Source organism: Arthrobacter sp. SO3, assembly GCF_020532825.1.
Classification (GTDB): Bacteria; Actinomycetota; Actinomycetes; order Actinomycetales; family Micrococcaceae; genus Arthrobacter.
Genome location: NZ_MQTS01000161.1, coordinates 11,110 through 24,619, shown reverse-complemented (window position 1 = coordinate 24,619; position 13,510 = coordinate 11,110). Strand labels below are relative to the sequence as shown.

Here is a 13,510-nt window from a genome sequence, read left to right as displayed (position 1 = left end):
CAGCAGGACCCGCCGCGGCCGAGGCTTCGTGGGCGCGGCCTCGGCAGGCTCAGCAGGCTGCGTGGCGTCGGGTGAGGGTGCGTCAGTCATAAGGCTTTCGTTCACGGGCCAGTGCGGGCACTGGGAGAGGGGTTCTTGGTCACGGCCGCGGGTGTAGCTGCGGTTAATGACAAAAGCCGGTGGCCGAGGAATCCTCAGCCACCGGCTTTCAGAATACTTGCTTAATGCCTAGCTGGTCGCTTCGACCTCAGGGGCCGCCACGGAGCCGCGGGCATCCAGATCGCGGAGCTGGCCTTCGATGTAGGCCTTCAGGCGTGAACGGTAGTCGCGCTCGAAGCCGCGGAGCTGCTCGACCTTGCGTTCCAGCACGGAGCGCTGCTGCTCAAGGGCACCGAGGATCTTGCGGGACTTCTCCTGGGCGTCGTTGACGAGGCTGCTGGCCTCGATCTGCGCTTCGGCGATGATCTTGTCGCGCTGCTGCTCGCCGTCTGCGACGTGCTTGTCGTGCATCTGCTGCGCCATGGCGAGCAGGCCTGCAGCGGACTCGGATGCCGGGGTCACGGCGGTGCGTGCCGGGGCAGCTGCCTGCTCGGCTTCCTTCTTCTTGGCAGCTTCAGCAGCCTTGGCGGCTTCAGCAGCTTTGGCCTCGGCCTGGGCTGCGGCTTCTGCCTTGGCGCGGTCTTCCTTCTCGACCTTGACGGGTGCCGGAACCTTTTCCACCACGGGAGCCGCGGCGGCGGAGCTGGCAGGCGTGCCGGCGCCCAGTTCGGCGAGCTTCTTGCGCAGCTCGTCGTTCTCCTGGTTCAGGCGTCGCAGTTCAACGACGATCTCGTCCAGGAAGTCATCAACTTCATCCTGGTCGTAGCCTTCGCGGAACTTGGTCGGCTGAAAGCGCTTGTTGACAACGTCTTCTGGCGTCAAAGCCATCTGGTCACCTCGTTGGTCTAGTTAGTCAGTAGGCCTTCCGGCCGTCAAAACTACGGTACCTAAATATGGTCTGGTTCCTCTAATTCAACACCGCAGTGTCAAACCGGAGTTTCTAACTGTTTCGGGCCGCGGACCGGGTCCGCCGTCCAACTACGCTGCGATCGGCTGGGAGAACACCAGGAACTTGGCAACTCCCATGGCGATGGTGACCGCCACGAACAGCAGCAGGAAGCCTAGGTCCAGTGACACTCCGCCGAGCCGCAGGGGCGGAATGAGCCGCCGGAGCAGTTTGAGTGGCCTGTCTGTGACCGAATACACAGCGTGCGCCGTGACGAGGGCCGCGCCGCGCGGCCGCCAGCCGCGGGCGAACATCTGCACCCAGTCAAAAATCAGCCGGATGATGAGGGCAACAAAGAACAACAGCAAAGCGATATAGACGAGTCCGAAAACAATTCCCATGAGCTAACTCATATCTCCATGTTCATTCCGGATACCGCAGTGTCCTCTTGATAGTTACGCCTCTATTTCAACACGGATAATTCAGCAATGATGCCAGACAGGGTGTCCCCTGCCTGGCATCCTCTGCAAAATCGTGGGCTAGCTCTGGTTGAAGAAGCTCGCCTGGGTCTCGCTGACCTTTTTGTCGTCGCCGATGACTTCAACATACGACGGCGACAGCAGGAACACCTTGTTTGTGACCCGCTCGATGCTGCCGCGAAGTCCGAAGACCAGCCCGGCCGAGAAGTCGACGAGCCGCTTCGCGTCCGCCTCACCCATGTCAGTGACGTTCATGATGACGGGAATGCCGTCACGGAAGCTTTCGCCGATGAGCTTGGCGTCGTTGTAGGACCGCGGGTGGATCGTGGTGATCTGGCGGAGTCCGGTGTGCTCTTCGCGGCTCGATGCCGCTCGCTTGATGGGTGTCACAGGTGCGCGATATTCCTCTTCAACGGCGTAGGGCTCTTCCCTGGGGGCCTCGCGGACGGGCGCCGGTGCTCGGCGTTCCTCGCGGTCATGCTCCATGGAATCGTCCTCATCCTTGTGCGATGTTTGGTGCTCGGACTCGTAGTGTTCGTCGCCATCGGCGAGCCCAAGATAGATCATTGTCTTGCGCAGAGCGCCGGCCATGGTCGACTCCTAATCGTGTCCGTCAGCGGGCCGATCAGTGACTTAGCAGCCTTGGAATCCCCGCCATTACCTTCCAATACGTTGAACCTACCGCAACGCCGGACGCGGACCGAGAATATCGGAGCCAATGCGAAGGTGTGTCGCCCCGAACCGGATGGCCTGCTCCAGGTCCTGGCTCATGCCCGCGGAAATGCCTGTGGCGCCGGGATGGTCGGCGGTCAGGCGTGCCGAAAGCTCCGCGAGCTTCTCGAACGCCGGGGCCGGATCGGCCCCAAAGGGCGCGACGGCCATCACCCCGGCCAGGCGGAGCCCCGCGTGGCCGGCCAATTCCTCGGCCAGCGCCGGGACGTCGGCCGGAAGGGCACCGCCGCGGTGGCCGCCGGCGTCGTCGTCGAGGCTGACCTGGATGAAGCAGTCCAGGGGCGCCCTGCCGGTGCGTTCCTGTTCGGCCGCCATGGCCTTGGACAGGGCCCGGGCCAGCTGCAGGCGGTCGACAGAGTGCACGGCATGGGCGTACTTCACGACCGATTTCGCCTTGTTGCTCTGGAGCTGGCCGATAAAGTGCCAGCGGAGCTCCAGCCCGGCCAGCTCGGCAGCCTTTTCCGCGGCTTCCTGGTCCCGATTCTCCCCGACGTCCGCGATGCCGAGGAGGGCGAGTCTCCGCACGTCCTCGGCGGGATGAAATTTGGTGACCACGATCAGCCGGGGCGGTCGTTCCGGCCGGCCGGCGGCCGCGACGGCGCCGTCGATGCGGCGCCGGACGGCGGCGAGCCGCTCCCGGAGCTCTTCCAGCCGGGGATCGAATTCCCTGTTCGCCGGCTCCTGCGCCTTCATCTGCCCGTGCGCCCGTCGTTTCACCGCGTCGTTCACCTGGTCATTCACCGCGGTGCCGTCCTCGCATCCGTCCACACCAGACCGGCGAACCGTCCGGTGTGCCGGTCGCGGCGGTAGGAGAACAGGTTTTCGTCTTCCAGGGTGCAGTGGCCGGTGTATTCGACCCGGACACCGGCGTCCTGCAGCTGGCTGCGGACGGCGGCCGGCAGGTCCAGGCCCGGGGTGCCCCGGGAGGTGGTGCACCGGGCGGCGGGCACCCGGGCGGCCACGTCGTCACGCATGGCCTCGGGCACCTCATAGCACCCTCCGCAGACGGACGGGCCAATCCAGGCGCTGAGCCCGGCGGCGCCGAGTTCGCGCATACGGGTTACCGCCGCCGGGACGACGCCGGACGCGACTCCCGGGCGCCCGGCGTGAACGACGGCCAGTACGGGGCTTTCACCGCCGGCCCCCTCCCCCACCAGGATGACCGGCACACAATCGGCGACCATCACGGCCAGGGGTTCCCCCAGGGAGACCATGGCGTCAGCAGTCGGGGCATCAGCGGCCCGGGCGCCAATGCTGGCCACCTCGTTGCCGTGGACCTGGTTCATGTACTGGAAGTTCCGGTCGCCCAGTCCCAGGGCCGCCTCAAGCCAGCCACGCCGGCGCAGGACCTCCACCGGATCGTCGCCGACATGGAGCGCCAGGTTGCCGGCGGCGGCGTCGGTAAATGCCACCCAGACGCCGGACCGGACTTCCGCCCGCCACGAGAACACTCAGAACACCGCCAAACTTGTTTGCAGAGCTTCGATCCTACGAGAAAGCACCATGGCACTGCCAACCGGCAGTGCCATGGTGCTTCAGGACCTACTTGAGGAAGTCAGGGACATCCAGGTCGTCGGAGTGGCGGCCGGACAGGTCCGGCTCCACAACGGACGGCAGATCCACGTCGAAGCCGGAGTCGGCCGGGACTGCGGACGGGCGCTGCTGGCCCCAGCCGCCGTACCCGGAAGCGCCGACCGTGGCGTGCAGCGGCTGGACCTGCGCCGAGGACGGAGCCTGTGCCGGGGCGGGGGCCGCGGCCGGCGCTGCCGGACGCTGCGGTGCCGACTGCGGAAGCGACTGGTCCATGGAGGGCGAGGTGGCCTTGACGTCGTCGAAGCCGGCCGCGATGACCGTCACGCGGGCCTCGTCGCCGAGGGCATCGTCGATGACCGCACCGAAAATGATGTTGGCCTCGGGGTGGGCGACTTCCTGGACCAGGCGGGCCGCCTCATTGATTTCGAAGAGCCCAAGGTCCGAGCCGCCCTGGATGGACAGCAGGACGCCGTGGGCGCCGTCGATCGATGCTTCCAGCAGCGGCGAGGCAATGGCGAGCTCGGCGGCCTTGACGGCGCGGTCTTCGCCGCGCGCCGAGCCGATGCCCATCAGCGCGGAGCCTGCGCCCTGCATGACGGACTTGACGTCGGCAAAGTCGAGGTTGATCAGGCCGGGGGTGGTGATCAGGTCGGTGATGCCCTGGACACCGGACAGCAGCACCTGGTCGGCGGAGCGGAACGCGTCCAGGACGGAGACGTTGCGGTCGCTGATGGACAGCAGACGGTCATTGGGGATGACGATCAGCGTGTCGACCTCGTCGCGGAGGGCATCGATGCCGGCCTCCGCAGAGCCTGCACGGCGGCGGCCCTCAAAGGTGAAGGGCCGGGTGACGACGCCGATGGTCAGCGCCCCGAGCGACCGGGCGATCCGGGCCACGACGGGCGCGCCGCCGGTACCGGTGCCGCCGCCTTCGCCGGCGGTGACGAAGACCATGTCAGCGCCGCGCATGACCTCTTCGATCTCCTCGGCGTGGTCCTCGGCGGCCTGCCTGCCGACGTCAGGGTTCGCACCGGCTCCCAGGCCGCGCGTCAACTCACGCCCGATGTCGAGCTTGACGTCTGCATCGCTCATCAACAATGCCTGCGCATCGGTGTTGACCGCGATGAATTCGACGCCGCGAAGCCCGACCTCGATCATGCGGTTGACTGCGTTCACGCCACCGCCGCCGATGCCGACGACCTTGATGACGGCCAAGTAATTCTGCGGAGCTGCCACGTTACGTGTCCCTTGTTCGTGTTCTATTGCGAAAACTGATGGAGTCGGACTTGAAGCTTTGAACCTTAACCTTCGAGTTGAAGGTTATAGTTATGTCAAGTAACTCATGCTGTGACGCTATTTCCTATGTAGATGACATTCAATAACCGGCCCCGCGTGTCGCGGTAATACCGGTGAAATAGCCTCTTTTGGTGCTGTGTTGGTGCTGTGTTGGTCCTGGCTCGGTGCCGGGTCACTGCTGTTTCCGGTGCCGCGTGGTCCGCTGCGGCCGGCGCCCGGGGCGGACCGCAGTGCGCTCCCCCGCCGGCGCCCGGCCCAGTGATCGGCCGCTACCGGGTGACCGGGTGCCGGGGCACGCTCACGTCATAGATCCGGACCGGGTTCTTCGGGTCCGCGGGGGCTTTCAGCAGGGCCTCCAGGACTTTTGCCTTGAGTTCCCTCTCCCCCGCATTGCCCCAGACAATCGTCTGGCCGTCCACGAGCTTGAGCTCAACGGCATCGACCGATTTGGCCGAGGCGTTGGAGAGCCGGGCGAGCACATCGGCCGGCAGCGCGCCCAGGACGCCGGTGATGGCGTGGAACAGGTCCTTGGGCAGGGTGCCGCTTCCGCCGTCGATGACCGGAAGCGGAATGGAGGCCGGGTCGGCGGTGTCGCTGAGCTTGACGCCGTCGACGTCGACCAGCTGGTAGGCCTCGCCCTGCTTGACCAGGGCCACCGGGACGCGTTCGGTCACCTTGACCAGCAGCGTCGAGGGCGGCTGTGCCTGGGTGGTGACTTTCTTGACCTGGACCAGCGGCTGCAGCAGGGCTGTTACGTCGCCGTCGCTGATCTGTGGCAGCGGCTTGCCGTGCAGCGGCGCGAGGGCCGCCTGGACCTGCTCCGCGCTCAGCAGTTTGGTGCCCTGGACGGTGACCGTCTGCAGCGCCAGGGCGGGCGAGTAGACCGCCGCGGCGATGATCGCCGCGACCAGCACGGCCAGGGAACCAATGATGCCCTGGCGGATGCGCCTGCGCCGCTTGGCCTTGGGTTCGGGAAAGGACAGCACATTGTCCCGGGCCGGCGGCGCCTCCTCTTTGGTTCCGGCGGCGGGGGCCGCTGCGGAAGCGGTCGGACCGCCGTCCTTGGACGCCGAGATGACATCGGACGACGCCGGGTTCGCGGGCGCCGACGGCGGCCGGCGGGCACCGGTCCGGTAGCTGGGGCGTCGCGTGCTAGGCACCGGGGGCTCCGTCGTTCAGCGCGGCGACGATCAGCGGCCCGTAGGCCGTGACGTCGCCGGCTCCGACCGTGAGCACGATATCCCCGGGTGCGGCGGCGGACACCACGGCCTGCACGGCCTCATCGCCCGGGCCGACAAGCCGGCCACCGGCTCCCAGGTGGGCGGCGATCAGCTGGCTGGTGACGCCCGGAATCGGGTCTTCGCGGGCCGGAAAGATGTCCAGGACCAGTGCGGTATCGGCCGCGTTGAGCGCCGCGGCGAACTCTCCGGCGAATTCCCGGGTCCGCGAAAACAGGTGCGGCTGGAAGAGGACGTGCAGCTTGTGGCCGCCGGCCACCGACCGCGCCGCGGACAGGGCTGCGCGCACTTCCGTGGGGTGGTGGGCGTAGTCGTCGTAGACCCGGACGCCGCGGCCCCCGCCCTTGAATTCGAAGCGCCGGGACGCCCCCGTGAAGTGGGCCAGGGCGCCGGCGGCAACGGCGGGGTCGACGCCCAGCTCCAGGGCGACGGCGAAAGCCGCGGCAGCGTTGAGGGCATTGTGCCGCCCGGGAACGTGCAGATCGAGCTCGAAGCGTCCTGCGGGGGTGGAGATGGACACGTCCCCCGGCCCGCCGTCGTGCAGCACGAGCTGGGCGTCGTCGCCGGTGCCGTAGAGCACGACGCGCGTGTTGCCGCGCTCGAGGGTCCGCCGGGCCAGGGCCCTGGCTCCGGCGTCGTCCGCGCAAGCAACAAGCACCCCGTCGGCCGGGAGCAGCGCCGTGAACCGGTCGAAGGAGGCGTACACGGCCTCGGCGGTGCCGTAGTAGTCGAGGTGGTCCGGTTCGACATTGGTCACAACGGCGATCTGCGGCCTGTAGTTCAGGAAGGACCCGTCGGATTCGTCGGCTTCCGCCACGAAGATGGGGGTGCTGCCGCTGGCGGCGTTGACGCCCAGCGCCGGGACGTTGGCGCCGATGGCGAAGGAAGGGTCCAGTCCCGCGCCCTGCAGGAGGACGGTGATCATCGACGTTGTGGTGGACTTGCCGTGCGTGCCGGCGACGGTCACGGCGGTGTCCTGGGCCATGGCGGCCGCCAGTGCCTCCGAGCGGTGGAAAACGGGCAGTCCCGCAGCCCGGGCCGCGGCCAGCTCGGGGTTGTCCGGGCGGATGGCGGAGCCGGCGACCACACTCTGGGCGTCGCCCAGGTTGGCGGCGTCGTAGCCGACACAGATCCGCGCCCCGGTGGCTGCCAGATCGGCCATGACCGGGAGGTCCTTGGCGTCGGAGCCGCTGACCGGCAGGCCGCGGGCCACCAAGACGCGCGCAACGGCGGACATTCCCACGCCGCCGATGCCGATGAAGTGCACCCGGCCGAGGGATTCCGCGGTGCGGGCGGCCGGGAAGGTGTTCTGCTGTTCGGGCTGGGTCATTCCGCTACCGCTTCCTGCTGGGCTTGGTCGGCTGTGCCTTGGCAGAGGCCACCGTTTCAAGGACGAGACTGGACATGCGCCGGTCGGCATCCCGGATGCCGAGCCGTTCGGCGCTGGCCGCCATCCGGGCGAGCCGGTCCGGATCCTGCAGCAGCGGGATGATGTGCCCGCGGACCCACTCCGGCGAGAATGTGCCGTCGTCCACGATCAGGGCGCCTCCGGCCCCGACGAGCCCGGCGGCGTTGAGCGCCTGTTCGCCATTGCCGATGGGCAGCGGAACGAAGACGGCGGGAAGGCCGACGGCGGCGACCTCGCAGACCGTGGCGGCTCCGGAACGGGCCAGGAGCAGATCGGCCGCCGCGTACACGGTTTCCATTCCGTCAACGTACTCGCGCTGCTGGTAGCCGGGGGCCGAAAGCGGCCTGCCGTCGGCGTCGTGGACTGCCTTGCCGCGTCCGGTGAGGTGCAGGGTCTGGATGCCGGCCTCTGCCAGGAGGCCGACCGACGCCGCGATGGTGCGGTTGATGCTCTGGGCGCCCGAGGAGCCCCCGGTGACGATGAGGGCCGGACGCTGCGGATCCAGGCCGAGGGCTGCCCGGGCTTCGGTCCTGGCCGCGCTCCGGTCCAGACCGGAAATTTCCGGGCGCATCGGCATGCCAACGTGCCGGGCGGCACCCAGCCGGGTTGCGGCGAAGGCCACGGCAACGTGTCCGCCGAGCCGGGCCCCCACCCGGTTCGCCAGACCCGGGCGGGTGTTCGCCTCGTGGATGACAATGGGGATCTTCCGGCGCCAGGCGGCGAGGTACATCGGCGTGCAGACGTAGCCCCCGACGCCGACCAGGACGTCGGCTTTGGCCTCGTCGAGGATGTCGCCGGCCTGTTTCACGGCGTGGAGCAGCCGTCCGGGAAGCCGCAGCAGGTCCATCGACGGCCGGCGCGGGAACGGAACCCTGCTGATTGTGACGAGGTCCAGGCCTGCGGCCGGAACCAGCCGGGCTTCCATCCCGGCAGGCGTGCCGACGGCCAGGAGCCGCACGCCGGGGCGGGCCTCCCGGAGGGCGTTCGCGATGGCCAGGAGGGGGCTGATATGCCCGGCTGTTCCGCCGCCGGCAAGGACGACGGACAATGACTGCTCGGTGTTCATGGAGGCCTATTTACGCTTTCGTGCAGGGGTTCTGGGGGCAGGGGTCCCGGCGGCGGGTGTTCTCGGGGCAGGAGTCCCGGCGGCAGGGGTCCCGGCAGCGGGAGTTCGTGTCCCGGCGGCCGGTGTTCGGGGGGCTTTGGCCCCGGCCGGGTTTTTTGCCGCGTTCCGGGCTGCGCCGCGTGCGGCACTCCGCTTCCGCAGGGTGGCTGCGAGCCCGGCCGGCCCGAACCGGAACAGCCGCTTGGGCTGCAGGCCGGGCGCCATTTGGGCCCGGGCCAGGGACAAGACTACGCCGATCGCGCACAGCGACATGAGCAGCGCCGAGCCACCGTAGGAGATGAACGGGAGCGGGATGCCAATCACGGGGGCCAGGCCGGTAACCACGGCCATGTTGACTGTCGCCTGGCCGAGCAGCCAGACCATTATGGTGCCGGCCAGGACACGGTGGAACATGTCCTTCTGCGCGACGACAACCCGGTAGATCGCGGTGCCGAGGATGGCGAAGAGGATCAGGACCACGAAGGTTCCGACCAGACCGAGTTCCTCGCCGATGATAGCGAAGATGAAGTCGTTGTGGGCTTCCGGGATCCAGCTGTACTTCTGCCGGCTCTGGCCGAGGCCCACGCCGAACCAGCCGCCGGAAGCGAGGCCATACAGGCCGTTGGTGGACTGGTAGTTCACGTCGGAGCCGTCGGCGCAGGTCTGCCCGGTCCAGGACAGGATGCGGCAGACCCGGTTGGGGCTGGTGATGGCCAGGACGATCGTGCCCGCGGCGAGGACGACCCCGGCGATGCCGAACAGGTACAGCCGCACCCCGGCGAAGAACAGGGCGGCCGCCGTGATCATCATGACGATCATGGCGGTGCCGAGGTCGTTGCCCATGAGGATGAGTCCGATCACTCCGGCGGCGCCGGGGATCACCACTGGGATCAGGGCGTGCTTGGTCTGGGACAGCAGTTTGGCCTTGCGGTCCAGCACCGTGGCCATCCACAGGGCAAGCGCCAGCTTGGCCGCCTCGGAGGGCTGGAAGGTGAAGGGGCCGACGTCGATCCAGTTCTGGTTGCCGAGGGCGCTCCGGCCGACGAGGAGGACGAGTGCCAGCAGCACGAACGCCGCGATGATGGCGATCCAGGCTCCGCGTTTGAGCCACACCACGTTGACCCGTGAGAGCAGGAACATGCCGAAGAGGCCGATGCCGGCGAACATCCCCTGTTTGAGGGCGGCGGTGTAGGGCGACTCCCCGGCGGCGATGGCCTCGACGCTGGAGGCGGACAGCACCATGAGGATGCCGATTGCCGTCAGTGCGATCGTGGAGCCCAGGATCAGGTAGTACGTGGAGCCGTTGCGGGACTTGCCCGAGCCTTCCAGCGCGGACCAGAATCCCCGGTTCCAGTCCCGGAGCCTGCGGCCGGCCCGTTGCGGGCCGTTTTGGGCCGTGGGCCCTGTTGTTTTTGCTGCCGGCGCCTTCGCGGTGTGCGGCTTTGTCGCGGCCGGTGTGGCCGCGGGGTTACGTGTGGGCGTGCTGACCATTGTTACTCCTCGCTGGTCTGAGCCTGCCCTTCCACGAGCTCGCGGACAGCTTCGATGAAGGCGTCGCCACGGTGAGCGTAGGAAGAGAACTGATCCATGGACGCAGCCGCCGGGGCCAGGAGCACAGTGTCCCCGGAGGTGGCCAGCTGCGCCGCCGACGCAACGGCCTGGGCCATCACAGTTTCGCTGAAAATCGGCGAGGGGCCTGCTACGGCGTCGGCCGTCCCGGCAGTCTGCACCTCTTCAGTTTCGCCCTTCCCCTCCCCGATCACTGGGACATCGGGCGCGTGTCGCCGCAGCGCGGAGAGGAGATCGCTGGAGTCTGCCCCGATCAGGACGACGGCCTTGAGCCGGCGGGCGTGCTCGTGGACAAGCGCGTCATAGCTCACGCCTTTGGACAGTCCACCGGCGATCCAGACAACGTTCTCGAAGGCGGAAAGGGACGCCGAGGCGGCGTGCGGGTTGGTGGCTTTGGAGTCATCGACCCAGAGCACACCGTTGTGGCGGGCCACGAGCTGGATGCGGTGGTCCCCCGGAAGATAGTTCAGCAGGCCCTTGCGGACCGCAGCCGGCTCCACGCCGTAGGCGCGGACCAGGGCTGCCGCGGCGAGGGCGTTGGCCACCATGTGGCGCGGGGCCACGGTCCCGAGGTCCGAAACGGAAGCCAGTTCGGCGGCGCTGTCCTTGCGTTCGGCGATGAAGGCGCGGTCCACGAGGAGTCCTTCGACGACGCCGAGCATGCTGACGGCCGGCGTGACGGTGGTGAAGGCCACTGCCCGGCAGCCCTCGACGACGTCGGCGTCCTCCACCATGCGTTCGGTTTCGATCTGCTCCGCGTTGTAAACGCACGCCTTTTGGGTGTGCTCGTAGACCTTGGCCTTGTCCGCCAGGTAGGAGGCGTAGGAGCCGTGCCAGTCGACGTGGTCCTCGGCGACGTTCAGGCAGACACTCGCCACCGGTGAAACGGAGTGGGACCAGTGCAGCTGGAAGCTGGAGAGCTCGACGGCGAAGACGTCGTAGTCCACCGGATCGCGCAGGGCATCAAGGATGGGTGTGCCGACGTTGCCGACGGCGATGGCCTTCAGTCCTGCGGCCTGCAGCATCGATTCGGTCATCCCGACGGTGGTGGTCTTCCCGTTGGTGCCGGTAATGGTGAGCCAGTCCGCGGTCTTGCGGCCTTTGCGTTCGCGGACCCGCCATGCGAGTTCAACATCGCCCCAGACCGGGATGTGGGCCCTCGCCGCGGCGGCGAGCAGGGCCTGGTCCGGCCGCCACCCCGGCGAGGTGACAATCAGGTCCGGCTTGGCGCCGTCGATTTTGGGAACGGTTTCCACGGCGTGATCGCCGAGCAGGACCCCGGCGGCCCCGACAATCCGCAGCGTATCCGCCTGGGCCTCGGCGGTGGGGCCGGTGGCGGCGTCCACCACGACCACACGGGCGCCGAGTTCGATCAGCGTGTCCGCAGCGGCGAACCCGGAAACCCCGATGCCCGTGACGACGACCCGCAGGCCCGCCCAGTCGGAGTCCCAGCTGACAAGGTTTTCCAGCCGCGGTGAGGTGGTGAGTGGCGCGGGAATCGGACCGGTCACAGCAGAACCACCCATTCGGCGTAGAAGATGCCCAGTCCGGCGGCGACAAAGAGTCCGCAAAGGATCCAGAACCGGACGACGACGGTGACCTCGGCCCAGCCTTTGAGTTCAAAGTGGTGCTGGAGCGGGGCCATTTTGAAGAATCGTTTGCCCTTGGTGATCTTGAAGTAGCCGACCTGGATGATCACCGAGAGGGTGATCAGGACGAAGAGGCCGCCGATGAAGGCGAGCAGCAGCTCGGTCCGGGACAGGATGGCGAAGCCGGCGACGGCGCCGCCAATGGCCAGCGAACCGGTGTCGCCCATGAAGATCTTGGCAGGTGAGGTGTTCCACCACAGGAAGCCGACCAGCGCCGCGCTGAGGATGGCGGCGAGCAGGGCCAGGTCCAGGGGGTCGCGGACGGTGTAGCAGCCGGCGCCGGCCTGCCGCGGCGAACCGCAGGACTGGTTGCTCTGCCAGATTCCCATCAGGGTGTAGGCGCCGAAGACCATGATGGAGGCACCGGCGGCCAGGCCGTCGAGGCCGTCTGTGAGGTTCACTCCGTTGGTGGCGGCGGTGATGATCAGGTTCGACCAGAGCACGAAGAGGATGGCGCCGATGACGGTGCCGGCGAAGGCCAGGTTCAACCACGGGATGTCGCGGACCAGGGAGATCTGGTAGGAGGCGGGCGTCACACCGTTCTCGTCGGGGAAATAGAGGGCGAGGACCGCGAAGATGATGCCTACGGCGGCCTGCAGGATCAGCTTGGCTTTGGCGTTCAGGCCCAGGCTGCGTTGCTTGGAAATCTTGATGAAGTCGTCCAGGAAGCCGACGAGCCCCATCCCGACCATCAGGAACAGCAGCAGCAGGGCCGAGGCGGACGGACCCGGCGACTCCGGGTTCATCAGCCACATGACGAGGTGGGTGATGGCGTAGCTGGCGAGCACCGCCAGGACCACGACCGTGCCGCCCATCGTGGGGGTGCCGCGCTTGGTGTGGTGCGACGTGGGTCCGTCATCCCGGATGAATTGGCCGTAGCTCTTGCGGACCAGGAAACGGATGAAGAGCGGGGTGCCCAGGAAGGAGAACAGCAGGGCCAGTCCGGCGCCCATCAGCAGTGCAATCACAGCAGCGCACTCCCTTCAGTGGCGGTTCCTTCAGTGGCGGTTCCTGCGGCGTGTCCGGGAGCCCTTCCCTCGGCGGGGCCGGCAGCGGTCCCGGGGGCCTGTGGGGGTAATGCTATCCGATCGCCCAGATGCCGCAGCCCGATGCTGTTGGAAGACTTGAACAGCACGAGGTCGCCGGGTCCAAGCTCGGCCTGCAACAGTTCGTAGGCCTCCTCCGCTGTCTCGGCGAAGACGCACTCGTTGCCCCAGGAGCCCTCGTTGACGGCGGAGACGTAGAGCGACCGGGCCTCGCGACCCACCACGACAAGCCGGGAGATGTTGAGCCGGACCACCTGGGTACCGACAGCCATGTGCTCGCGGATGGAGTCCGGGCCAAGTTCGAGCATTGCCCCGAGCACGGCCCAGGTCCGGCGGCCCCTTCCGAGGTCGGCGAGGGTCCGCAGGGCGGCGCGCATGGATTCCGGGTTGGCGTTGTACGCATCGTTGATGACCGTGACGCCGTCGGCCCGTTCGGTGCGTTCCATCCGCCAGCGGCTGGCGGCCGTCTG

At 67.8% G+C, this 13,510-nt stretch carries 13 protein-coding genes; all 13 read right to left on the bottom strand.

What is annotated here, in order from left to right; all coding sequences use genetic code 11:
* Positions 1 to 228: 228 nt before the first annotated feature.
* Positions 229 to 927: a DivIVA domain-containing protein gene (locus tag BJQ90_RS14960; RefSeq protein WP_226761031.1), complete on the bottom strand. Its 699-nt coding sequence runs from the start codon at positions 925 to 927 to the stop codon at positions 229 to 231.
* A 150-nt stretch (positions 928 to 1,077) separates the two neighbouring features.
* Positions 1,078 to 1,386, bottom strand: coding sequence for a YggT family protein (locus BJQ90_RS14955; protein WP_226761030.1), 309 nt, complete (start codon positions 1,384 to 1,386; stop codon positions 1,078 to 1,080).
* Between the two features lie 138 nt (positions 1,387 to 1,524).
* Positions 1,525 to 2,055, bottom strand: coding sequence for a cell division protein SepF (locus BJQ90_RS14950; RefSeq protein ID WP_226761029.1), 531 nt, complete (start codon positions 2,053 to 2,055; stop codon positions 1,525 to 1,527).
* Between the two features lie 87 nt (positions 2,056 to 2,142).
* Entirely contained in the window at positions 2,143 to 2,889 is a 747-nt protein-coding gene (locus BJQ90_RS14945; RefSeq protein WP_226761050.1) for a YggS family pyridoxal phosphate-dependent enzyme, read from the bottom strand.
* Between the two features lie 44 nt (positions 2,890 to 2,933).
* Positions 2,934 to 3,647 (bottom strand): polyphenol oxidase family protein, encoded by a 714-nt coding sequence (locus BJQ90_RS14940; RefSeq protein ID WP_226761028.1) that lies wholly within the window; start codon positions 3,645 to 3,647, stop codon positions 2,934 to 2,936.
* 91 nt (positions 3,648 to 3,738) lie between these two features.
* Positions 3,739 to 4,965 carry a cell division protein FtsZ gene (gene ftsZ, locus BJQ90_RS14935; protein WP_226761027.1) on the bottom strand — a complete coding sequence of 409 codons (1,227 nt, stop codon included), beginning with the start codon at positions 4,963 to 4,965 and terminating at the stop codon, positions 3,739 to 3,741.
* Between the two features lie 329 nt (positions 4,966 to 5,294).
* Entirely contained in the window at positions 5,295 to 6,185 is an 891-nt protein-coding gene (locus tag BJQ90_RS14930; protein WP_226761026.1) for a cell division protein FtsQ/DivIB, read from the bottom strand.
* Positions 6,178 to 7,593 (bottom strand): UDP-N-acetylmuramate--L-alanine ligase, encoded by a 1,416-nt coding sequence (gene murC, locus BJQ90_RS14925; protein WP_226761025.1) that lies wholly within the window; start codon positions 7,591 to 7,593, stop codon positions 6,178 to 6,180. Before murC ends, BJQ90_RS14930 begins: the two co-directional genes overlap by 8 nt.
* A 4-nt stretch (positions 7,594 to 7,597) precedes the next feature.
* Positions 7,598 to 8,737, bottom strand: coding sequence for an undecaprenyldiphospho-muramoylpentapeptide beta-N-acetylglucosaminyltransferase (murG, locus tag BJQ90_RS14920; RefSeq protein WP_226761024.1), 1,140 nt, complete (start codon positions 8,735 to 8,737; stop codon positions 7,598 to 7,600).
* 6 nt (positions 8,738 to 8,743) lie between these two features.
* Positions 8,744 to 10,267 carry a putative lipid II flippase FtsW gene (ftsW, locus tag BJQ90_RS14915; RefSeq protein WP_226761023.1) on the bottom strand — a complete coding sequence of 508 codons (1,524 nt, stop codon included), beginning with the start codon at positions 10,265 to 10,267 and terminating at the stop codon, positions 8,744 to 8,746.
* A 2-nt stretch (positions 10,268 to 10,269) separates the two neighbouring features.
* On the bottom strand, positions 10,270 to 11,871 hold the full coding sequence (gene murD / locus BJQ90_RS14910; protein ID WP_226761022.1) for a UDP-N-acetylmuramoyl-L-alanine--D-glutamate ligase: 1,602 nt from the start codon (positions 11,869 to 11,871) through the stop codon (positions 10,270 to 10,272).
* A complete protein-coding gene (mraY, locus tag BJQ90_RS14905; RefSeq protein ID WP_226761021.1) occupies positions 11,853 to 12,962 on the bottom strand; it encodes a phospho-N-acetylmuramoyl-pentapeptide-transferase in 1,110 nt (369 codons plus the stop codon). Before mraY ends, murD begins: the two co-directional genes overlap by 19 nt.
* The coding region (locus tag BJQ90_RS14900) for a glutamate ligase domain-containing protein (RefSeq protein ID WP_319004643.1) at positions 12,959 to 13,510 on the bottom strand (552 nt) is incomplete at its 5' end. The genes mraY and BJQ90_RS14900, both read right to left, overlap by 4 nt.